The sequence below is a fragment of the Histidinibacterium lentulum genome (genome assembly GCF_003789055.1).
Classification (GTDB): Bacteria; Pseudomonadota; Alphaproteobacteria; order Rhodobacterales; family Rhodobacteraceae; genus Oceanicola; species Oceanicola lentulus.
Genome location: NZ_ML119082.1, coordinates 482,493 through 502,988, shown reverse-complemented (window position 1 = coordinate 502,988; position 20,496 = coordinate 482,493). Strand labels below are relative to the sequence as shown.

At 68.2% G+C, this 20,496-nt stretch carries 21 protein-coding genes; 13 read left to right on the top strand and 8 right to left on the bottom strand.

The features are described from left to right. The first annotated feature begins 1 nt into the window (after position 1). The gene (locus EAT49_RS05410) at positions 2 to 583 is read left to right on the top strand and encodes a PqiC family protein (protein ID WP_123641267.1); all 582 of its coding nucleotides are present in this window, start codon (positions 2 to 4) and stop codon (positions 581 to 583) included. Between the two features lie 12 nt (positions 584 to 595). Continuing rightward, positions 596 to 2,035, top strand: coding sequence for an alpha/beta hydrolase (locus EAT49_RS05405; protein ID WP_123641266.1), 1,440 nt, complete (start codon positions 596 to 598; stop codon positions 2,033 to 2,035). On the opposite strand, the gene ubiG is transcribed toward EAT49_RS05405, so the two are convergent. The 3 genes from ubiG to EAT49_RS21070 form a co-directional block, all read right to left on the bottom strand. After that, complete coding sequence (gene ubiG / locus EAT49_RS05400; RefSeq protein ID WP_123641364.1) at positions 2,010 to 2,732, bottom strand: bifunctional 2-polyprenyl-6-hydroxyphenol methylase/3-demethylubiquinol 3-O-methyltransferase UbiG; 723 nt, start codon at positions 2,730 to 2,732, stop codon at positions 2,010 to 2,012. The two genes, EAT49_RS05405 and ubiG, sit on opposite strands and share 26 nt — an antisense overlap. A gap of 5 nt (positions 2,733 to 2,737) precedes the next feature. Beyond that, entirely contained in the window at positions 2,738 to 3,541 is an 804-nt protein-coding gene (locus EAT49_RS05395) for a methyltransferase family protein (RefSeq protein WP_123641265.1), read from the bottom strand. Between the two features lie 64 nt (positions 3,542 to 3,605). Continuing rightward, positions 3,606 to 4,532: a LysR substrate-binding domain-containing protein gene (locus tag EAT49_RS21070; protein ID WP_185020654.1), complete on the bottom strand. Its 927-nt coding sequence runs from the start codon at positions 4,530 to 4,532 to the stop codon at positions 3,606 to 3,608. A gap of 102 nt (positions 4,533 to 4,634) precedes the next feature. On the opposite strand from EAT49_RS21070, the gene EAT49_RS21065 reads away from it, so the two are divergent. From EAT49_RS21065 to mnhG, 8 genes are read left to right on the top strand one after another with little or no spacing between them, the layout of a single operon-like run. After that, positions 4,635 to 5,516, top strand: coding sequence for a universal stress protein (locus EAT49_RS21065; RefSeq protein ID WP_185020653.1), 882 nt, complete (start codon positions 4,635 to 4,637; stop codon positions 5,514 to 5,516). Further along, the gene (mbhE, locus tag EAT49_RS05385) at positions 5,513 to 7,768 is read left to right on the top strand and encodes a hydrogen gas-evolving membrane-bound hydrogenase subunit E (RefSeq protein ID WP_123641263.1); all 2,256 of its coding nucleotides are present in this window, start codon (positions 5,513 to 5,515) and stop codon (positions 7,766 to 7,768) included. The genes EAT49_RS21065 and mbhE overlap by 4 nt, the downstream gene beginning before the upstream one ends. Beyond that, positions 7,765 to 8,184 carry a Na+/H+ antiporter subunit B gene (locus EAT49_RS05380; protein ID WP_123641262.1) on the top strand — a complete coding sequence of 140 codons (420 nt, stop codon included), beginning with the start codon at positions 7,765 to 7,767 and terminating at the stop codon, positions 8,182 to 8,184. The genes mbhE and EAT49_RS05380 overlap by 4 nt, the downstream gene beginning before the upstream one ends. Then, a complete protein-coding gene (locus EAT49_RS05375; protein ID WP_123641261.1) occupies positions 8,184 to 8,546 on the top strand; it encodes a Na+/H+ antiporter subunit C in 363 nt (120 codons plus the stop codon). The genes EAT49_RS05380 and EAT49_RS05375 overlap by 1 nt, the downstream gene beginning before the upstream one ends. Next, on the top strand, positions 8,543 to 10,039 hold the full coding sequence (locus EAT49_RS05370) for a Na+/H+ antiporter subunit D (protein WP_123641260.1): 1,497 nt from the start codon (positions 8,543 to 8,545) through the stop codon (positions 10,037 to 10,039). Before EAT49_RS05375 ends, EAT49_RS05370 begins: the two co-directional genes overlap by 4 nt. Next, complete coding sequence (locus tag EAT49_RS05365) at positions 10,036 to 10,512, top strand: Na+/H+ antiporter subunit E (RefSeq protein WP_123641259.1); 477 nt, start codon at positions 10,036 to 10,038, stop codon at positions 10,510 to 10,512. Before EAT49_RS05370 ends, EAT49_RS05365 begins: the two co-directional genes overlap by 4 nt. Beyond that, a complete protein-coding gene (locus tag EAT49_RS05360) occupies positions 10,509 to 10,814 on the top strand; it encodes an MrpF/PhaF family protein (protein WP_123641258.1) in 306 nt (101 codons plus the stop codon). The genes EAT49_RS05365 and EAT49_RS05360 overlap by 4 nt, the downstream gene beginning before the upstream one ends. After that, entirely contained in the window at positions 10,811 to 11,167 is a 357-nt protein-coding gene (gene mnhG, locus EAT49_RS05355; RefSeq protein WP_123641257.1) for a monovalent cation/H(+) antiporter subunit G, read from the top strand. Before EAT49_RS05360 ends, mnhG begins: the two co-directional genes overlap by 4 nt. Here mnhG and EAT49_RS05350 read toward each other — a convergent pair. Beyond that, positions 11,125 to 12,009, bottom strand: coding sequence for a LysR family transcriptional regulator (locus tag EAT49_RS05350; RefSeq protein WP_123641256.1), 885 nt, complete (start codon positions 12,007 to 12,009; stop codon positions 11,125 to 11,127). The genes mnhG and EAT49_RS05350 overlap by 43 nt on opposite strands. Positions 12,010 to 12,105: 96 nt before the next feature. On the opposite strand from EAT49_RS05350, the gene EAT49_RS05345 reads away from it, so the two are divergent. The 3 genes from EAT49_RS05345 to EAT49_RS05335 are packed head-to-tail and all read left to right on the top strand — an operon-like array spanning position 12,106 to position 16,882. Then, positions 12,106 to 13,656, top strand: coding sequence for a proton-conducting transporter transmembrane domain-containing protein (locus EAT49_RS05345; protein WP_123641255.1), 1,551 nt, complete (start codon positions 12,106 to 12,108; stop codon positions 13,654 to 13,656). A 5-nt stretch (positions 13,657 to 13,661) separates the two neighbouring features. Further along, positions 13,662 to 16,046: a YbcC family protein gene (locus tag EAT49_RS05340; protein ID WP_123641254.1), complete on the top strand. Its 2,385-nt coding sequence runs from the start codon at positions 13,662 to 13,664 to the stop codon at positions 16,044 to 16,046. Then, positions 16,043 to 16,882, top strand: a complete 840-nt coding sequence (locus EAT49_RS05335; protein ID WP_123641253.1) for a DUF6671 family protein — start codon at positions 16,043 to 16,045, stop codon at positions 16,880 to 16,882. Before EAT49_RS05340 ends, EAT49_RS05335 begins: the two co-directional genes overlap by 4 nt. 1 nt (position 16,883) lies before the next feature. Here EAT49_RS05335 and EAT49_RS05330 read toward each other — a convergent pair whose 3' ends face one another. The 4 genes from EAT49_RS05330 to EAT49_RS05315 form a co-directional block, all read right to left on the bottom strand. Beyond that, entirely contained in the window at positions 16,884 to 17,732 is an 849-nt protein-coding gene (locus tag EAT49_RS05330) for a carbohydrate ABC transporter permease (RefSeq protein WP_123641252.1), read from the bottom strand. Further along, positions 17,732 to 18,082 (bottom strand): MmcQ/YjbR family DNA-binding protein, encoded by a 351-nt coding sequence (locus EAT49_RS05325; RefSeq protein ID WP_123641251.1) that lies wholly within the window; start codon positions 18,080 to 18,082, stop codon positions 17,732 to 17,734. The genes EAT49_RS05330 and EAT49_RS05325 overlap by 1 nt, the downstream gene beginning before the upstream one ends. Next, the gene (locus tag EAT49_RS05320; RefSeq protein ID WP_425459512.1) at positions 18,079 to 18,945 is read right to left on the bottom strand and encodes a carbohydrate ABC transporter permease; all 867 of its coding nucleotides are present in this window, start codon (positions 18,943 to 18,945) and stop codon (positions 18,079 to 18,081) included. Before EAT49_RS05320 ends, EAT49_RS05325 begins: the two co-directional genes overlap by 4 nt. Before the next feature lie 171 nt (positions 18,946 to 19,116). Beyond that, a complete protein-coding gene (locus tag EAT49_RS05315) occupies positions 19,117 to 20,367 on the bottom strand; it encodes an ABC transporter substrate-binding protein (RefSeq protein WP_123641249.1) in 1,251 nt (416 codons plus the stop codon). Positions 20,368 to 20,496 lie beyond the last annotated feature (129 nt).

Below are 20,496 nucleotides of genomic sequence, written 5' to 3'. Positions count from 1 at the left end.
AATGCCCGACCTGCTGCCGCCCCTGCGTCCTGCCCTGCTCGCCCTCGTCCTTCTGACCGGCGGCTGCAGCTTCCTGACCGGGCCGGAACCACGCTATTCCGCCCCGGCCGTCACGCCCACCGATTCCGTCTCCTCGCGGTATTCCAGCGTGGAGGTCGTGACGGTGACCCTGCCCACTTATGCCGCATCGGAGGACATCTATGTCCGCGGGCAGGACGGCGCGCTGACCCGCCTTGGCCCGCTCTGGGCCGACGACCCCGCCCGCGCGGTCACGCAGCAGCTGGCGGGCGATCTATCCGCCATCACCGGTGCCCGCGTCGCGGCGGAACCCTGGCCCTTCCGCGAGTTTCCCGCCGCTCGCGTGGATGTGCGGCTGACCGACATGGTCGCCACCGAGGACGGGCGCTTCCGGCTCGTCGGGCAGTATTTCGTGGCCCCCGAATCCGGCCAGGGCGACCGCTCCGGGCGCTTCCTCATCGAATCGCCGCTCCCGGCGCCCACCACCGCCTCGTCGATCGCGACAGCACGGGGGCAGGCGGTGGCGGATCTCGCCCTCCAGATCGCCCGGAACGGACTGCGCTAGAGATCGCGCGCCATGCTCCGCGCCATCGTCGCCCTCCTCTTGATCCTCGGCTCGCTTGTCCTTCTGGAGGTCTCCCGCGCCGGCGTCACCATCGAGCGGGCCGATGTCGGCGATACTCCCGTAAGCCTGTATGCGCGTCCCGGCGCCGAGGGTCCTGTGGCGGTCATCGCCCACGGTTTCGCCGGATCGCGACAGATGATGCAGGGCTACGCGCTGCCGCTGGCGCGGGCTGGCTACCGCGTGCATGTCTTCGACTTCCTCGGCCATGGCCGCCACGACCGTCCGATGTCGGGTGACGTGGGCTCTGTCGACGGCACGACGCGGCTTCTCGTGGATCAGACCGCCGAAGTGGTCGAGGCGGCGGGCGCGGGCGGAGAGCCTATCGCGCTCCTCGGGCATTCCATGGCGACGGATGTCCTCGTCCGCGTGGCGGCGGAGCGCGGCGATATCGGCCCGGTCGTGCTCGTCTCGGCCTTTTCCGAGGTGATCGACGCCAGCTTGCCCCGAGACCTGCTCCTCGTCACCGGCGCATGGGAGCCGGGCCTGCGCGGCTTCGCGCTCGAGGCCGCCCGCATGGTGGATCCCGGTGCCGAGGAGGGCGAGACCGTCATCGCGGGCGATATCCGCCGCCGGGCCGAGATCGCGCCCTTTGTCGAGCATGTCTCCGTCCTCTACAGCCGCGCGGGACGTCGCGCCTCCCTCGACTGGCTCGATACAGCCTACGGGCGCAGCTCGAACGTGGCGATCCTGCCCACCGGCTGGGCGATCCTCGGCCTGCTGGGCGGGCTCGTGCTGATCTTCGCGCCGCTGGCACGCCGCCTGCCGGCCCACCAAGTCCACGCCAATGACCCCTCGGCCGGGCAGATCGCCCTTGCTGCCCTTGGCCCCGCGATCCTCGCCCCCCTTGTGGCGGTGGCGCTGAACCCGGGGGTCCTGCCGGTCCTCGTCGCCGATTACCTTGCCCTGCACCTTGCCCTTTTCGGCGCGGCGCAGATTCTGCTCCTCTGGCGCTGGGGCGTGACGACCGGCCCGGTGGATTGGCGGGCGTTGGGCCTGCTGGCACTCTGGTGCGCGCTTTTCGGACTGGCGCTCGACCGCTATGCGGCGAACTTCCTGCCCACGCCCGGACGGCTCTGGATTATCGCCGCGCTGGCCCTTGGGGCGGTGCCCTTCATGCTGGCGGATGCTCTTCTGACCTACCGCGCGGGCCTCGGACGGCGCTTTGCCCTCCGCGGCGGGTTTTTCCTGTCGCTCGGGATCGCCGTGGCCCTGGATTTCGAGGGGCTCTTCTTCCTGATGATGATCGCGCCTGTGATCCTGCTCTTCTTCGCCGTCTTCGGCACGATGGGCCGGGCCGCGGGCACGCGCTCCGGCCCTCTCGCCCCGGGCCTTGTGCTGGGACTGGCGCTGGCCTGGGCGCTGGGTGTCAGCTTTCCGCTGTTCCAGGCGTAAGGTCAGGCTTTCGCGCAAGGCCCATGTAGATCACCCAGCGGACCGGCAGCGTCCCGAAGGTCAGATCGCCCCGCCGATCCACCCCGCGCGGCCCCAGACCCGTCATCGGACCGGGCACCAGCCCTGCCGCTCCGAGACCGCGCCTGAGTTCGGCCGGGCGGATGAAGAGCGCCGGATCGTGGGTCCCCCTGGGCAGGACCCGCACCACCCGCTCCGCCACCGTCACCGCGCCGAACCGCGCCAAGGCCGTGCGGTTGATCGTGTCGAAAAGGAAGAGCCCGCCCGGCTTCAGCACCCGCGCCACCTCCGACAGCACCCGGTCGAGATTCGCCACATGCTCCAGCACATCGACGCAAACCACATGATCGAAGCTCTCCGCGGCGAAGGGCAGGGCCTCCCCGACCCCGACGAGGTAGTCTATCCCGCGCCCTGCGGCATCCGCATGCTGCCGCGCCGCCGCCACGGTCTCCGCCGCCGGATCGAGTCCCGTGACGATCGCGCCCCGGTCGTCCAGCGCCTCGGCCATGAACCCGCCCGCGCAGCCGAGGTCCAGCACCCGCCGCCCGGCCCAGTCCGCATGGCGGTCGAACCATGTCAGCCGCCCCGGCACCATGTTCCGGAGCGTGCGCACCCAGCGCACCTCGTCCGACCACCAGTCCCGGGCCACGGCGTCGTAGATCGTCAGGTCATTGCGCAGATTGCTCATCGCGGTCTCCTGAGGCCGGGAAGCATGTAGGGCACCCGCGCGCGATAGGCCTCGAACCGCGCGCCGTGGAGCGCCATGAACCGGCGTTCCTTCAGCATCGGGGCCAGCACGCAATAGAGCGTCAGCACCGAGGCGAGCAGCAGCTGGTCCGGGGTCCACACCGGCACGGTCCAGAGCGTGAGGGCAAAGGACAGGTAGATCGGCTGGCGGATCACGGCGAAGAGCCCGCCCGTCGGCATGTCCGGAAAGACCGGCCGCCGGTCCTGCGCCAGCGACATCCAGCCCAGCGCGCCCGACTGCACCTCGGCACCTGCATCGAAGCTGGCCTTCATCAGAAGGCCCCAGGACGTGGCATAGAGCGTGCAGAGGGCCCAGAAGGCCGCACCCTCCGCCCGCCACCAGACGATCCCGCTCGGCGACCAGAGCGCGAAGAGCGCCAGAAGCTGGACCGAGGCGACGATGGCATAGCTCGTGGTGGCAAGGTGCGCTCCGTGCGGCGCAGGCGCCAGACGCGCAAGGACCTGGCGCCCCCGGCCCGTGAGCAGGAGCGAATGCACCACCGGAAACTGCAGCAGAAGCGCCCAGTTCGCGAGCCAGGACAGCGGGGGCTCCAACCGGCCCAGGCTTTCGCTCATGCCGAAGAACATCGCGACGACCATGGCCCCCACCGCTGCGGCGAAGATCGCATGACAGACAACGCCATAGGCGAAGGCCAGCGCGATGCGCCCGCGCCCCGGCGGCATCCGCAGAAGGCCGAGGACGAGATCGAGAAGGCGGTCGAGAGGGCGCCGGCGGCTCATGGCTCGTCAGCTAGCGGTCCCCGCGCCGAGGGCCATCCGTCGCGCGTTTGGTCGCAGGCGCCGGTCAGCGGCTCCCGATCACCACGATCTCCGGCGCGTTCCCACCGAGAATGCGCCGGATCAGGTCTGCGAGCATCCGGTATTCCCCCTCCCGCGCCGAGCGCCGCCGCCACACCATCCCGATCAGCCGCGCGGGCGGCGATGTGCGGAAATGGCGCGCCACCACGATGTCCTGATGCGCCACCTCCGATTTGACGTACAGCGCAGGCATCAGCGAGATACCCATGCCCATCGCCACCATCTGCCGCAGCGTGTCGAGGCTGGTCCCCTCGTAGTCATGGCTGAGCACCGCGCCGTAATCTGCGGCCAGTTCGCGCACCTGCTCATAGAGCTTGTGGCCCGGCTCAAGCGACAGGATCGTCTCCCCGGCCAGCATGTGCGCCTCGATCGCCGACTCCCCCGCCAGGCGGTGATCGTGGGGCGTAACGACATGGATCGGCTCGCTGAAGAGCGGAAGGCTCTCGAACTCGCTCCCGGGGAGCGGCAGCGGGAAGAACAGAAGGTCGAGCGCGCCGGTCTCGAGCTGACGGACCAGCATGTCCGGCAGGCCTTCGCGCATGTAGAGCGCCAGCTTCGGCCTCAACTCGTGCAGTTCAGGCACGATGAGCGGCAGGAGGTACGAGCCCAGCGACTGCACGATCCCGCAGCGTATCGTGCGTTCCAGAGGCGCCTGCCCACTGCGGGCGAGCGCCGAGATGTCCTCCACCTCCCGCAGCACGGCGCGCGCGCGCTCGGCGATGACGCGGCCGAGATCGGTCAAGATCACGCGGCTGCGCGTCCGCTCCACCAGCTCGACACCCAGCCGGGCCTCCAGCTCCTTCAACTGCGCCGACAGGGTGGGCTGGGTGACGTGGCAGGACTCGGCGGCGCGGCGGAAGTGCAGCGTATCGGCGAGAGCGACGAGATAGCGGAACTGCTGAAGCGTGGGCATGAGAGCTGATAGATGACGTCTATCAAAGATAGCCGAACTTTCGATTTGTCCAATAAGCCGCGCACCACATATGTCGGGGCGAAGACGGGGCAGCGGGATCGGATGCAGCTTTTCAGGACCATTCTTGTCGTCTGTGAAGAGGCCGGCGTCGCGGCGGGTCTTGTGGCCCGTGTCCGGCGGCTGGCCTCGGCGGAGGGGGCGTCCGTCATCCTTTTGGCCATCCCGCAGTCCGGTGCGCCCTCGGCCGACACCCACAGCGACAGGATCGACATGACGCGTCTTGACGTGCCCGCCCGTTCGCTCCGAGCGGCGGGGCTCGAGGTGGTCCTGGCGGTCGCCGGAGGATCCGACACGAACGCGTCCATCCGCCATGTCCTCACCTTCGGCAGCGACCTGGTCGTGACGGAGTCCGGTCCCTCGGACCTGTCCCTCCTGCGGCACTGTCCCTGCCCGGTCTGGATCGTGGCAGACAATGAGAGGGAACAAGGGGCCGGCCTTCTGGCGGTGGTCGATCCGGACCCCGAGGACCCGGTGCGCGACGTGCTCAACCGACGGGTGCTGCGCATCGCGAACGCCCTGGCGGAGACCGCCGGAGCGCCGCTCGACGTGCTCAGCGTCTGGCATCTGCCGGAAGAGGCGGCGTTGCGGCACAGTCTCGTCAGGAATCGCCCCGAAGAGGTGGACCGTGTCATGGCGGCCGAGGAGCGTCAGAGCGCGTGGCGTCTCGGCCTCCTCATGCGCGATTTCGCCGGTTTTTCGGACAGGATGACCGTCCACCATAGAAAAGGTGTCGCGTCCGAGATTATTCCGCAGATCGCCGGGCTTCGGGGTGTGGACACCATCGTCATCGGCGCGATAGCCCGCTCCGACAAGAGAGGACCGTTCGTGGGAAAGACCGCAGAGACCATCCTTGGCTCCGTCGGCTGTTCCGTTCTGACGGTCAAACCAGAGGGCTTCGTCTCTCCCGTGGAGCTGGAAACATGAGCGCTGCCGCATCCTCCGACGCGCCCGGCAACGGCTGGACGGGCATTGCCCCGGTCCTCCTGTCCGCCGCGCTCTTCGCCTGGTTCCTCAGCCTCGGGCCCCAGGTGGCCGCGGGCGAGACCCTGCGCCTCGCCGTCCCGTGGGTTCCGTCCCTGGGCCTTGAACTCGCCTTCGCCATCGACGGACTGGCGCTCGCTTTCGCGCTGATGATCTCCGGCATCGGTATCGCCGTGATGCTGCACGCCCACTTCTACCTGCGCGGCGACAGGCATTTCGGCCGATTCCTCCTCTTCATGATGAGCTTCATGCTCTCGATGCTCGGACTGGTGCTGGCAGACGACCTGATCCTGCTGTTCGTGTTCTGGGAACTGACCACGATCACCTCCTACCTGCTGATCGGCTATGGCCATGACAGCGCCAAATCCCGTCGCTCGGCGCTCCAGGCGCTGTTCGTGACGGGGGCAGGGGGGCTCGCCTTCCTCGCCGGCGCGATCCTGATCGGCATCGCCACCGGGTCCACGTCGATCTCGGAACTGCTGGCAGGCGACGGGCTGACGGACCATGCGCTCTACCTGCCCATCCTGATCCTCGTGCTGGCCGGGGCCTTCACCAAGTCGGCCCAGTATCCGTTCCATTTCTGGCTGCCGAACGCCATGGCCGCGCCGACACCAGTCAGCGCGTTCCTGCACTCGGCCACCATGGTCAAGGCGGGTGTCTACCTGATGGCGCGGCTGCATCCGGCTCTGTCCGGCACCGACGTCTGGTTCTGGGCGCTCACCATCGCAGGAGCCGTCACCGCGGTGCTGGCCAGCCTCCTCGCCCTTCGCCAGACCGACCTGAAACAGGCGCTGGCCTATACCACGCTCATGGCGCTGGGGACCCTGACCCTGCTCCTCGGTCAGTCCACGGGCTACGCGATCACCGCCTTTGCCACCTTCCTGATCGTGCATGCGCTCTACAAGGCGGCGCTCTTTCTTCTCGTCGCGAATATCGACCACGGTACTGGCACCCGCGACGCCACTCTTCTCGGCGGGCTCGGCCGGGCGATGCCGTTCACCGCGCTCGCTGCCATGCTGTCGGCGCTGTCCATGGCGGGCCTGCCGCCGTTCCTCGGCTTCATCGGCAAGGAACTGATGTATGCAGGTGTCGAGAACGCGCCCACCTGGCCCGAATTCATCGGCGCCTCGCTGGTCCTTGCCAACGCTCTGATGGTGGCGGTGGCGGCGGTCGTCGCATTCAAGCCGTTCTGGCGCCCCCCGGGCGGCCCCCTGCCGGCCGAGCCCCACGAGGCGCCCTGGGGCATGTGGGCAGGGCCGCTGGTGCTGGCGATTCTCGCGACGGTCCTCGGCATCTTTCCCGCCGTGGTCCAGTCGCTCGTCGTGACCCCCACGGTGGACTCGCTGCTGCAGGACCCCGCCGAGGCCAAGGAACTGAAGCTCTGGGCCGGGGTGAACCTCGCGCTGATACTGTCCGGCGTCACGGTCGGTCTCGGCCTGCTGATCTACCTGCTCCATCAGCCCCTGCGGCGGATGATCGCGCGCATCGACGAGGCGACCTTCAGCCTGGACGGCAACTGGGACCGGTTCCTCGACGGGCTCATCGGCCTTGCGACATGGCAGACCCGCGTGCTGCAGAACGGACGCCTGAAATCCTACATGTCGATCACGTTCCTGACCTTGCTCGTCGCGATGGCCGCGCCGATGATCGTCTACGGCGTCTGGGAGATCCCGACGTCGCTCGACGCGCCGAACTGGATCGAGGCGGCCATCGTCCTCTTGATCCTCGCGGGCATCGCCCTCGTCATCCTCACCTCGAGCCGGATCGCCGCGATCGCGGGCCTCGGCGTGGTCGGCGTGAGCGTGGCCCTGGTGTTCATCATCAACGGCGCGCCGGATGTCGCCATCACGCAGCTTCTCGTGGAGACGCTCGTCGTGGTGCTCGTGGCGGTGGCGATGCTGCGCCTGCCCTTCCTGACCCCCGAGCGCAGGCCCGCGACCGATGCCCTGCTGGCCCTGGGCGTCGGTACGGTCGTCACGCTCACTCTCTTCGCCGTGCTGGCCGCACCCATCGACCGCCGCCTGACCGACTTTTTCGAGTTGGCGAGCTATACCGAGGCCTACGGCCGCAACATCGTCAACGTCATTCTCGTGGATTTCCGCGCGCTCGACACCTTCGGTGAGATCGCCGTGGTCGCCGTCGCGGCGCTGTCGGCGGTCGCGCTCCTTCGCGGCGTCCGGGGAGGAGGGAAATGAACTCTGTCATCCTGCGTGTCGGCACCCGCTTTCTCGTCGGCCTGCTGCTGATCTTTTCGATCCACATGCTGCTGCGCGGCCATAACGAGCCCGGCGGCGGCTTCATCGGCGGCCTGATCGGCGCCATCGGTTTCATCCTCTACGCCATCGCCTGCGGCACCGAGGACGCCCGTGCCGCCCTGCGCACCGCGCCCGAGCGGATCGCCATGGCAGGACTGGGCGTGGCGCTTCTGGCCGGCGTACTGGCGGCATTCTTCGGGGACCCGCTCTTCACCGGGCAGTGGTACTTCATCGGCGACCAGAAGAGCGGCGACTACATCCCGATCTCCACCGTGCTGGTGTTCGACATCGGCGTCTACCTGGTGGTCTTCGGCTCGATCCTCAGCCTCGTCTTCGCGCTCGAGGAGGCGATCTGATGGAGCCCCTCATCGCCATCGCCATCTGGGCGCTCGTCTCGGCCTCGGTCTGGCTGATGCTGTCGGGGACGATGCTGCGCTATCTCTTCGGGCTCATCCTGATCTCGAACGCGGCCAACCTCGTGATCTTCACCTCCGGACGGCTGACCGAGGGGGCCCCGCCGCTGATCCCGGGCAGCGAAAGCGCTCCCCTGACTGTCGTGGCCAATGCCCTGCCGCAGGCGCTCGTGCTGACCGCCATCGTGATCGGCTTCGGTCTCTTCGCCTTCGCGCTCGTCCTGATCTTTCGGGCCTGGACCGAGCTCAAGACGCTGGAACACGACGAGATGCGCCTCGCCGAGCCCCGGGAGGACGGCAAATGAGCTGGTTCCTCGCACTCCCCATCGCGATCCCCTTCGTGGCGGCGGTCGCGGCCTTTCTCGCGCGCGGCTACCGAGTGGGGCGGTGGATCAGCATCGTCGGGGCCCTCGCGCATCTGCTGTCGGCGATCCTGCTCATCAGCGTCGTCTCGGCCGAGGGCATTCTCGCTGGGCAGATGGGCACCTGGCCCGCGCCGTTCGGCATCACGCTGGTGGCGGACAACCTGTCGGCCGGAATGGTCGGAGTCACCGCCGTCATCGGGCTCGCGGTTGCCATCTACGCGCTCGCCGATATCGACGAGCGGCTGGAGAACCTGGGCTATCACGCCCTCTACAACGTGCTCATCGCGGGCGTGACGGGGGCGTTTCTGACCGGCGACCTCTTCAACCTCTACGTCTGGTTCGAGGTGATGCTGATCGCCTCCTTCGGACTCCTGGTCCTAGGGGGCGACCGCGAACAGATCGACGGCGGAATCAAGTACGTCGCGCTCAACCTCGTCTCCACCGTCATGTTCCTGACCGGCGTCGGCCTGCTTTATGGTCAGACCGGCACGCTAAACATGGCCGACCTCGCCCTGGCGACGGAGAACGTGGACCAGGGCCTGCTCACCGTCATCGCCATGATGTTCATGGTGGCCTTCGGAGTGAAGGCGGCGGTCTTCCCTCTCTTCTTCTGGCTTCCGGCCTCCTACCACACGCCCGCCTTCTCGGTCTCTGCGGTCTTCGCAGGGCTCTTGACCAAGGTCGGGGTCTATTCGCTGATCCGGATGTTCACGCTGGTCTTCGACCATGACCTCGGGTTTACCCAGCCGGTGCTGCTCTGGGTCGCCGCGCTGACCATGATCACCGGCGTCCTCGGCGCCGCCTCCCAGACCGATTTCCGCAAGATCCTGTCGTTCCACATCGTGAGTCAGATCGGCTACATGGTGCTCGGGCTGGCGCTTCTGACGCCGCTCGCGGTGGCGGGGGCCGTGTTCTATCTGATCCACCATATCATCGTGAAGGCGAATCTGTTCCTGATCGCCGGGGTGGCCGACCGGATCGGAGGCTCGACCTGTCTGTCGAAGGTCGGCGGACTCTACGCTTCCGCGCCGCTGTTGGCGGCCCTCTTCCTCGTCCCGGCGTTCTCCCTCGCGGGCTTTCCGCCTCTCTCTGGGTTCTGGGCGAAGTACCTGCTGGTCAAGGCTTCGCTCGATGTGGGGGCCTGGGTGATCGCCGGTGTCGCCCTCGTGGTGGGCCTCCTGACCATCTACTCCATGACCAAGATATGGGGCGCCGTGTTCTGGACCCCCCATCCCGAGGGACGGGAGCCGAGCCTGAAGCAACTCGACCCCGCCTTGCGCCGGGCCTACCTCGTGTCCATCGGCGGGCTCGCCGGGCTGACGGTGCTGATCGGCCTCGTGCCGCAGCCGCTCCTGACCTTCTCCGAAGTGGCGGCGGAGCAGCTTCTGGACCCCGGCGCCTACATCGACGCCGTGCTGGGAGAGGTCCGATGAACTTCTTCGCCCTGAACCTCTTTCTCGCTGTGGGCTGGGCCTTCTTCGCCGGCGGATTCACGCTCACGAACCTCGTGGTCGGCTTCTTCCTCGGCTACGCGGCCCTGTGGCTGATCGCCCCGCTCCTCGGAGAGAACGCGCGCTACCCGATGCGCCTTATCTACTGGGTCAAGCTGGCGGTCCTGTTCCTCTACGAACTCGTCGTCTCCAGCCTCGAGGTGGCCTGGGACATCATCACTCCGGGCCAGGGGTCGCGGCCGGCCATCATCGTGATGCCGCTCGACGTGAAATCGGATGCTGGCATTCTGCTGATCGCGAACCTGATCACTCTCACGCCCGGCACGCTCAGCCTCGACGTGAGCGAGGATCGCAAGAGCCTGAAGATCCACGCGATGTTCGCCGACGATCCCGAGGCGCTGATCCGGTCGCTGAAGGCCGGCATGGAGAAATGGGTGAAGGACGCGGTCGAATGACATCCGGAGAGTTCCTGAGCCTGTCCGTCGAACTGACCCTCGGCATGGTGATCATCTCCGTGGCGCTGGCCTTCTTCCGTCTGTTCAGGGGGCCGTCGCTTCCTGATCGGGTGGTCGCGCTCGACATGATGACGGTGGCCATCGTCGCCTTCTGCGGCGCTGCGGCGGTCCTCTACGAACAGGTGGCCTTTCTCGACGTGGGGCTCGTTCTGGCCCTGGTGGGCTTTCTCGCCACCGCGGCGCTCGCCCGATATGCGGAACGTCGCAGGCTCCGCAAGGAAGAGGAGAAGGAGCAGCCATGATCGACTATGTCGCAAGCGCGTTCATGCTCGCCGGCGGGGTCTTCGCCATCATCGCGGGTCTGGGTCTCGTCCGGTTGCCCGACGTGCTGATCCGGATGCATGCCTCGACCAAGGTCGGGACCCTGTCCTCGGGCCTGATCCTTGTCGGGGTTGCGCTGCATTTCCTCGACTGGTCCGTGACCGTGCGCGCCGTTGCGATCTTTCTGTTCCTGATGCTGACCGCTCCCATCGCCGCCCACATGATCGGCCGCGCCGCCCTGCGCATGGGCGTGCCGCTCTACAGAGGGCTCAGGAACCCGCTGGATGACTCCTACACCTCTGCGCCCCTGCCGGGCGCGGACAGGAGCGACTGAACCACGGCGTTGGGAAACCTTCGCGCGACAGTGACCGCGTAGAAGCCCTCGACGATGTCGAGATCGAAGCCCGAGGCGGCCAGCAGGCCGCTTGCGAGCTCGTCGGATACGACCACCTCGGGCACGATGGCAAGGCCCCGGTCCTCGCGCGCAAGGAGCCGGACCATGGCCATGTCATCCACCTCCGCCGCGATGCGGGGGGTCACCCCCAGCCGGGCGACCAGACTGTCGAACCCGGTCCTGATCGAGCTTTCCGTCGGCAGGATCACGGGCTCGGCCGCCAGCATCGCGGCCAGGCTGTCATGGGCCAGTCGCGCGGTCGTGCCGAAGATCGCCACCCGCTGTTCCGAAATGCGGTGCGAGACCATCTGGCTGAAACTGTCCCGGGGCGGCGGTTCCGTCGTCAGCACCACGTCGAGCGCCAGCGACTGCAGCGCCTCGAACAGCACGGGCGCCGAGCCCGAACGCAGCACCAGCTCCACGTCGTCGCGTTCCAGCGCCGGCCGCAGGAAGGACAGCTGAAAATTCCGCGACAGCGTCGAGAGCGCACCGACCCGGACCACCTGCCGCTCCGTCCCCGTTTGCCTGAGCGTCGCCAGCAGTTCCTCCCCCGCCCCGAAGATGCGGTCGGCATGGTCTAGGGCGATGCGCCCCGCCTCCGTCAGCACGAGGCTGCGCCCCCGCCGCTCGAAGAGAGCATGGTCCAGCCTCGCCTCGAGCTGGCGGATCTGGGTCGAGAGCGCCGATTGCGACAGGTTCAGCCGTTCCGCGGTACGCGTGAGGTTCCCGGTATGGGCGACCTCCCGGAAATAGCGCAGATGATGATAGTTCAGCTCGGCCATGGTTCACTTTATTGGAACGATATGACCTGAACAATGTATTTTTCAGGATGCTGCGCTGCGGCTATCTCCTCTGAACCGACAGAGCGGAGAGATGCCATGACGTTCCTGCCCCTTCTTGCGCCCGTGCCGCTTCTCGTGGTGGCGATCCTGATGCTGACGCAAGGTGCCGCTCGTGGCGACGCCCGCCTGCGGTGGCCGGAGTACGCCGCTCTCGCCGCCCTCGGCCTGTCGGGCCTTGCCGCCCTCGGCCTCGCGACGACCGGTCCCGCGACCTCCGCCCTGATCGGCTGGGGGGGGCTCGGCTTCTCCGCCCGGCTTGATATCGTGGCGGTGGCACTGGCGCTGACCGTGGCCTTCGTGGGCTGGATCGTGCTGCGCTTTTCCCGAACCGCCCTCGACGGAGAGCCGGGGCACGCACCCTTCATGGGCTGGATGAGCCTCGCGCTTGCCGCCGTCCTCTGGCTCGTGACCTCGGGCAACCTGCTCCAGCTCGTGGTCTCCTGGGTCGTCATCGGCATCGGTCTGCACCGGGTGCTGCTGTTCTACGCCCACCGCCCCGGCGCGCAGCGGGTCGCCCGCAAGCAGACTCTGAGCGAGGTCGCAGGCTCCGGCGCCGTGACACTGGCCGCGATCCTCCTCTTTGCGGGTTACGGCACCGGCGACATCGCGACCATTGTCGAGATGTCGCGCGCGGGTACCGTGCCCGGCACGCTCTGGCTCGCGGCGATCCTGCTGGCTGTCGCCGCCATCTTCAAATCCGCCCTGATCCCGACCCATGGCTGGCTGACCGAGGTCATGGAGGCCCCGACGCCCGTCTCCGCACTTCTGCACGCGGGCATCGTGAATGCGGGCGGCTTCCTCCTGATCCGCTTCGCCGATGTCCTGATCGCGACGCCCGGCATTCTGGCGGTGCTGGCGCTGATCGGCGGCTTCTCGGCCCTCGTGGGGGCGGCCGTGGCGCTGACGCAGCCGGCGGTGAAGACCTCGCTAGCCTGGTCCACCTGCGCGCAGATGGGCTTCATGGTCCTGCAATGCGGCCTCGCGCTCTTCCCGCTCGCGCTCCTGCACATCGTGGCGCATTCGCTTTACAAGGCCCATGCCTTCCTCGCCTCGGGCGGCGCGGTGGAGCAGGTGGCCTCGATCCGCCGCCCCGGCCCGGTCGCCGTGCCGGACCTGAGGGCCGTTTGGCGGGCCTTCGGTGTCGCGCTCGTACTCTACGTTGCTGTGGGCCTCGTTTTCGGCATCGCGTCGAAGCCGCCGCAGGCCGTCGCCCTCGGCGCGATCCTGATCTTCGGCGTCGCCTATCTCATCGCCCAGGGTCTTGCGGATCTGGCCCCCCGCGAGCTGACCCTGCGCACCGTCGCGCTGTCGGGTCTCGCCACCGTCGCCTATTTCGCCTTCCACGGCGTCGCGACCTGGCTTTCCTACGGCACTCTTCCGCCCCCGCCGGCGCCGGACGGCCTTGTCTGGGCCGCCATCGTCCTGTCGGTCGGCAGCTTCGGCCTGGCGGCGCTGGCCCAAGCCACCTTCCCGCTCTGGGCGGGCCATCCGGCCATGGCCGGGATGCGCGTGCACCTGATGAACGGGCTTTACCTCAACGCCCTCACCGACCGGCTCACCGGCCGGTGGACCCCCGCGAAAGGATAAGCGCCATGAGCTTCCTCGAAACCCATTTCACCGCCCGGACCCTCGCCCATTTCGCCGCCGCCGAGGATGCGATCGCCGCCCTTCCGCCCGCCTTCCCGCTGGCCGCGACGGTCGCGGTGAACCCCTTCCTCGGGCAGGCGGGCGAAAGCCGCGCCCATGCCGCCGCAAGACTGGAGCGGGTTGCGGGCGTGCGCACCACCCAGGACAGGAGCGCCCTTGCCGCTGCCATCGCCGACGGCCGGATCAGCGCGGGCGATGTCGACGCCGCCGCCGCCGCCGCGGGTCTCGCCGCCGCCGACCTGCACGAGGGCGCCCTCCGGGAGGCGCCCGCCCCCGAGGCCGGACCGACCCTTGCCGATCTCGCCGCGGAGGCGACGGGGGTCGACTGGCCCGGCCTGATCGAGGACCGCATCGGCCTCTGGGCGGGCGCCCATTTCGACCGGGGCCAGGCACTCTGGCCCGCGCCGGGCGGCCGTCCCTACGCCTCGTGGCGGTCTTTCGCCCGCCGCGACCTGACCGTGGGCATCGCCGGGCTTTCGGGCTTCGCCGAGCGTGTCGCGGGCCTGCCAGATGACGTCCGCGCGGGCTTCGGCTGGGCCTGCGAGACCCTGGACCTCACGCCCGAGGCCTCCGAGCTTTACTTCCATCGCCTCCTGATGACGCTGGGCGGCTGGGCGCAGATCGCGCGCGCAGAGGGCTGGCTGGCCGAGCGCGACGGCGGCCGCGATACCATCACCTTCGAGCTTCTGACCATCCGCCTGATCTGGGAAGCGGCGCTGCTCGACCGCTTCGGGGAGAGCCTTGGCGCCCCTTGGGCCGCCGCCCGGGACGGCTGGGAGCAGCCGGTCGCCCCCTCTGCTGATCATCTGATCGATACCGCGCTGCAGGAGGCCGCCGACCGCGCCGCCGAGCGCAGGCTCGCCGAGCTCCTTGCCGCGGAGGCACCCGCTCCCGCCGAGGCGCGGCCGGCGAGCCAGGCCGCCTTTTGCATTGACGTGCGCTCCGAGATCTTCCGCCGCGCGCTCGAGAGCACGGGCGACGACATCCGCACCATCGGATTTGCGGGCTTCTTCGGCCTCGCCGCCGGTCACCGCGAGATGGCCTCCGACCTGCTCGAGGCCCGCGCGCCGGTCCTGCTCCAGACCGGCGTCGAAAGCACCACGAGCGCGGATGCCGATGCGGACCGAGCCCTCCGCCTCAAGAAGCGGGCAGTGCGGGCATGGAACCGGTTCAAGATGGCCACCGTCTCGGCCTTCGCCTTCGTCGAGGCGGCGGGCCCCATCTACGTGGGCAAGCTCTTGAAGGACACGCAGGCCAAGGCGAAAAGCCCCGCTCTGATGCCCGCCCCGAAGGCCGATATGCCGCTTTCCGCCCGGATCGTGGCTGCGGCCACGATCCTTCGCGCCATGTCGCTGACAGGCGGCTTCGCCCGGGTGGTGCTCGTCGCGGGCCACGGCTCCACCGTCACCAATGCGCCCCATGCCAGCGCGCTCCAGTGCGGCGCCTGCGGCGGCCACGCGGGCGATGTCAACGCGCGGCTGCTCGCGGGGCTGCTGAACGACGCGGAGGTCCGCGCGGGTCTCGCCGCCGAGGAAGGCATCGAGATCCCGGCCGACACGCTTTTCGTTGCGGGCCTTCACGACACCGTCTCAGACGAGGTCACGCTCTTCGAGGACAGCCCTTCACCCGATCACAAGGACGACCTTGCCCGGCTGAAACAAGTGTTGAAACAGGCGGCGAAGCTGGCGCGCGGCGAACGCGCGCTGACCCTGCCGCGGGCAGCGGGCCAGGCGAGCCTGCCCGCCCGGGGCGGCGACTGGTCGGAACTGCGCCCCGAATGGGGTCTCGCCGGATGCAGCGCCTTCATTGCCGCGCCGCGCGAACGGACCGCCGGACGGCACCTCGGCGGGCGGGCGTTCCTGCACAGCTATGACTGGCGCGCGGACGAGGCCCGGGGCTTTCCCGTGCTCGAGCTGATCCTGACCGCCCCGGTTGTGGTGGCGAGCTGGATCTCCCTGCAATACCACGGCTCTTCCGTGGCGCCCGCGGCCTTTGGCGGCGGCAACAAGCTGATCCACAATGTCGTGGGCGGCGTCGGCGTGGTCGAGGGCAACGGCGGCATCCTCCGCCCCGGCCTGCCGTTCCAGTCGGTCCATGACGGTGAGCGGCTGCGGCACGAACCGCTGCGCCTGTCGGTGGTCGTAGAGGCGCCCGCGGCCGCCATCAGCGCCATCCTCGACCGCCACCCCGGCGTGCGCGCGCTCTTCGACAACGGCTGGCTCTCGCTCCATGTGATGGACGACAGCGGCCGCCTTGCCGCGCGCTATGACCGGGCCGGCTGGCAGCGCCGGGGCATGGGCGCCATGCAGCCGGAGAGCGCCGCCGCATGAGGCAAGGCCCCTTCGCCGGCCGCACCGCGGCCTTCGCGACGATGCACGGGAAGGAGGCGGCCTTTCGGCCGCCTCTTGCCGCTCGGCTCGGACTCACGCTCGAGGTTGCGGGCGGGGTCGATACCGACAGCCTCGGCACCTTCACCGGAGAGATCCCGCGCGCGGGAACGATGGAGGAGGCGGTGCGCGCCAAGGCCCTTCTCGGCATGGCGGCAACGGGCCGCGACCTCGGCCTCGCCAGCGAAGGAGCCTATGGCCCGCATCCGCAACTCCCGTTCCTGCCGCTGGGACGGGAGATCGCCGTGCTCGTGGATGCCGCGACCGGGGCCGAGGTGCAGGAGACCGTGACGGACGAGGCGCCGACCTATGCCCGGCTCGAGATCGGCGACCGGGGAGGCGTCGAGGCCTTCCTGCGGCGGGTCGGCTTTCCGGCCCAGGGCCTGATCCTGCTGCCCGCGGCTCAGGGTGGGGGCGCCATCCTCAAGGGCATATGCGATCCCGGGGCGCTGGGCCGCGCGCTCGAGGCCGCCAGTCCGGGCGCGGCGCTCGAGACCGACATGCGCGCCCACATGAACCCCCGCCGCATGGCGACCCTCAGCCGTCTCGCGAGCCTTCTGGCGGACCGCCTCGCTTCCCTCTGTCCGCGCTGCGGCGCGCCGGGCTTCGGCCGGACGGGCGTCGAACGGGGGCTGCCCTGCCGCTGCTGCGGGTCCGCGACCGCACTCGTCGCTGCCGAAGTCTGGACCTGCGCCGCCTGCGCCCATGCCGAACGCCGGGGCCGGGCCGATGGCGGGGCCTTCGCGGACCCGGGCGCCTGTCCCCTCTGCAACCCCTGAGCTATTTCACCGCGCCCAGCGTCAGCCCGGCGATGAAATGGCGCTGCATCAGGAAGAACATCAGCACCGGCGGCAGGGCGGCGACGATGCTGCCTGCGCTCATCAGGTGATAGGCCGCGCGGTACTGCGCATTGAACGAGGTGATCCCGGCGGTGACAGGCTGCGTCTCGGACCCCTGGGTCAGTACGATGGCCCAGAAGTAATCGTTCCAGATGAACGTGAAGATCAGCACGCTCAGCGCCGCGATGGCGGGCTTCATCAGCGGCAGCACCACGAACCAGAAGATGCGCCATTCCGCGACGCCTTCGACGCGGGCCGCCTCGATCAGCTCGTAGGGCAGGGCACGGATGAAGTTGCGCATGAAGAGCGTGCAGAACCCGGTCTGGAAGGCGATGTGGAACAGCACCAGCCCCGCATGGGTGTTGTAGAGTCCTATGTTCAGCGTCAGGTCCCGGACCGGCACCATGAGGATCTGGAACGGCACGAAATTGCCCGCCACGAACATGAAGAAGATCAGAAGGTTGCCCTTGAACCGGTAGACCCCCAGCGCAAAGCCCGTCATGCAGCTCAGCGCCACCGCGCCGATCACCGTTGGCACGGTGATGAAGACCGAGTTCAGCAGGTAGCGCGGCATGTCGCTTTCGAAGAAGACCTTGCCGTAGTTCGTCACGCCCTCGAAGGACGAGGGCCAGCCCCAGTAATTGCCGGTGGAAAAATCGACGTCCGGCCGGATCGAGAAGACCGCCACCGCGATCAGCGGGGCGAGCCAGAGAAGCAGCGCGACCGGCACGAGGCCCTGGTAGGTCAGTTGCGCCGCGCGCGGCGCCTGCTCGATGGGACGCGGGAACATCAGGCGGTCTCCCTCGGCGGCAGCGCCTCGCGCTCGGCCTTCTTCAGCGAGGCGCGCACGAGATCATAGGACAGGCCCAGCCGGTGGCGCAGCTCGTCCTCGGCGACCGCCTCCGGCAACCTGACCCACGAGCGGTGGAAATACGGCGCCCGCCCGGCCACACCCGCGTCAATCAGCATGGTCGCCGTGTCGATGCTGTCGGTCTTGACCGAGACGCCCGGCTCTACATGCCCGAAGGTGGCGAACATCTTGCCGCCGACCTTGAGCGATGGCAGCTCGCTATCGGCAGTTGCATGTACGACGCCGGGCCAGTCCCCGGCGATCGCAAGACAGCGGTCGCGAAGGCTCATCGCCGCGCCCCCTGTTCGTCGCGCCACATCGACCAAAGGAAATAGGCGATGAAGACCAGCATGATCAGGAACAGCACCACGGCGATGGCCGCGCCGTAGCCCATGCGGAAGCCGTACTCGCTGAGCGCCTTCTCGAACATGTAGAAGCTGAGCACCCGGGTGGATCCGAAAGGACCCCCGTTGGTCATGATCGAGATGAGGTCGAAGGACCGAAGCGCACCGATGATCGTCACGACGAAGGCGATGAAGGTGGCGGGCCTGAGCTGCGGCAGAATGATGTGCCAGAGCATCCGCCAGCCCCTCGCGCCGTCGAGCCGCCCCGCCTCGATCTGCTCGGGGTCCACCGCGTTCAGCCCCGTCAGGTAAAGAATCATGCAATAGGCCACCTGCGGCCAGAGCCCCGCCGCGATGATGCCATAGGTCGCCAGCTGCGGATCGCCGAGCACGTTGATCGGCCCTGCGCCGACCCAGCCCAGCATGGTATTCAGCAGGCCGAAAGTCGGATCGTAGAACCAGGTGAAGACAAGGCCCACGACGACCTGGCTGATCACGAAGGGAAAGAAGAACAGCGACTTGTAAAGCCGGATGCCGACGATCGTCTGATTGAGGAAGAGCGCGATGAACAGGCCGCCCGGGATCGCGAGCAGGTAGAGCAGCAGCCACCTGAGGTTGTTCCAGAGCGAGACCTCGAAGTTCCGGTCCGTGGCCAGCTCCTGGTAGTTCGCAAGCCCGACGTACCGGGCCTCTCCGAGACCGTCCCAAGCGTAGAAGGACAGGCCGAAGCTCTGGAAGATCGGAAAGATCACGTAGACGAGAAAGAACAGCACGCCCGGCGCGAGAAACAGCAGCGGCGAGACGAGCATCCGGTTGCGCCGGAGCCAGCCGTTCCGCGGGCCGCTGTCGGCGTGGGTATCGGGAAGCGTCGCGGTCGTCATCCGGGCGGTTCCTGTGCGGTGGCGGGGGGGCTGCGGCCCCCAACCCGTTTAGGATGGAGGCCGCCGGGGCAGGGTGGGGCCAAGCCCCACCTTGCCCGCTCAGTAGATGCGCTGCCGCGCCTGCTCGAGCCGCGCCAGGATGTCGTCCAGGTTGTCCGGGAACACCATGAACTCCTGGAAGCCTTCCATCGCGACAGAGGCCATTTCGGCCGGCGCGTCGCGGTCGAAGAACTGCGCGATGCCGCCCGGGCTGTTCGAGGACAGCATCTCGAAGCCCTGCGCCAGCATCTCGTCGTCGTCGATCGAGGCCGAGGCGTTCACCGGAAGCTGACCCAGCGCATCGCCCGCGTTGATCCGGGTCTGCACGTCCGCCGACACGACGAAGCGCAGGAACTCGCGCGCCGCCTCCTTGTTCGTGGCTCCCGAGGGGATGTGGAACGTGTCGGTGGGCGCATCCTCCGCCAGCTCGACATCCGGGTTGATGACCGGGAACTGGTAGAAGTCGATCTGGTCATCCGAAAGCCCCGCCTCGCGCAGCGGCGCCACGGCGAAATTGCCCATCAGGTAGGCCGCGGCATCGCCATTGACCATGAAGGGAAGCGCCTCCTGCCAGCTGTAGGACTGGTGGTTGTCGATGAAGGCGCCCATGTCGATGAGCTCGCGCCAGTTGGCGAAGGTCTGGCGGACGCGCTCGTCGGTCCACTCGATCTCGCCGTTGGTCAGGGCCATGTGGAAGTCATAGCCGTTCGTGCGCATGTTCAGGTAGTCGAACCAGCCGCCGGCGGTCCACAGGAACTTCGTGCCGATGGTGAAGCACTTGACCCCGTTGTCGAGCAGCGTCTGGCAGTTCGACTTGAAGGTCTCCCAGTCCTGCGGCTCCTCGAGGCCGTACTCGTCGTAGATGTCCTCGCGGTAGTACACGCCCCACTGGTAGTAGGTATAGGGCACGCCCCACTGGGCGCCGTCGATGGTCATGGCGCCCCTGGTCGAGGCGAGGTTCTCGGCGATCTCGGGCTCTTCCCAGAGATCGGAGACATCCTCGAAGAGACCCGCGGAGACGTAGGGCCGCATCCGGTTGGCGGCGTACCAGTTCGCCACGTCCGGCGGGTTCGCCGTCAGGAAGTTGCGGATCTGGGTCTTGTAGGCCTCGCGGTCGATGATCGTCAGCTCGACCTCGAGGTTGGGATGCATCTCGTCGAACTCGGCGGCGAGGCTCTCCATGACGGCCCGCGGCGCCGGGTTCGACATGTCGGAGAAGATCGTCAGGGTGCCTTCCAGCTCCTGCGCAAAGGCGGCAGGCGCAACGAGCGCGGTCGACAGCGCGAGGGCTGCCGTGGTCTTGTTCAGCATGTGGTCCTCCCAGTCTGGTGTCGGGCCGTTTCGCCCCGGATCCCTCCTTGGTTCCGAATAGCGAAACTGGTTTCCAACTATTGAAACTATGGGAGGCCCCCCCTAACAATGTCAACACCCCCAACCATC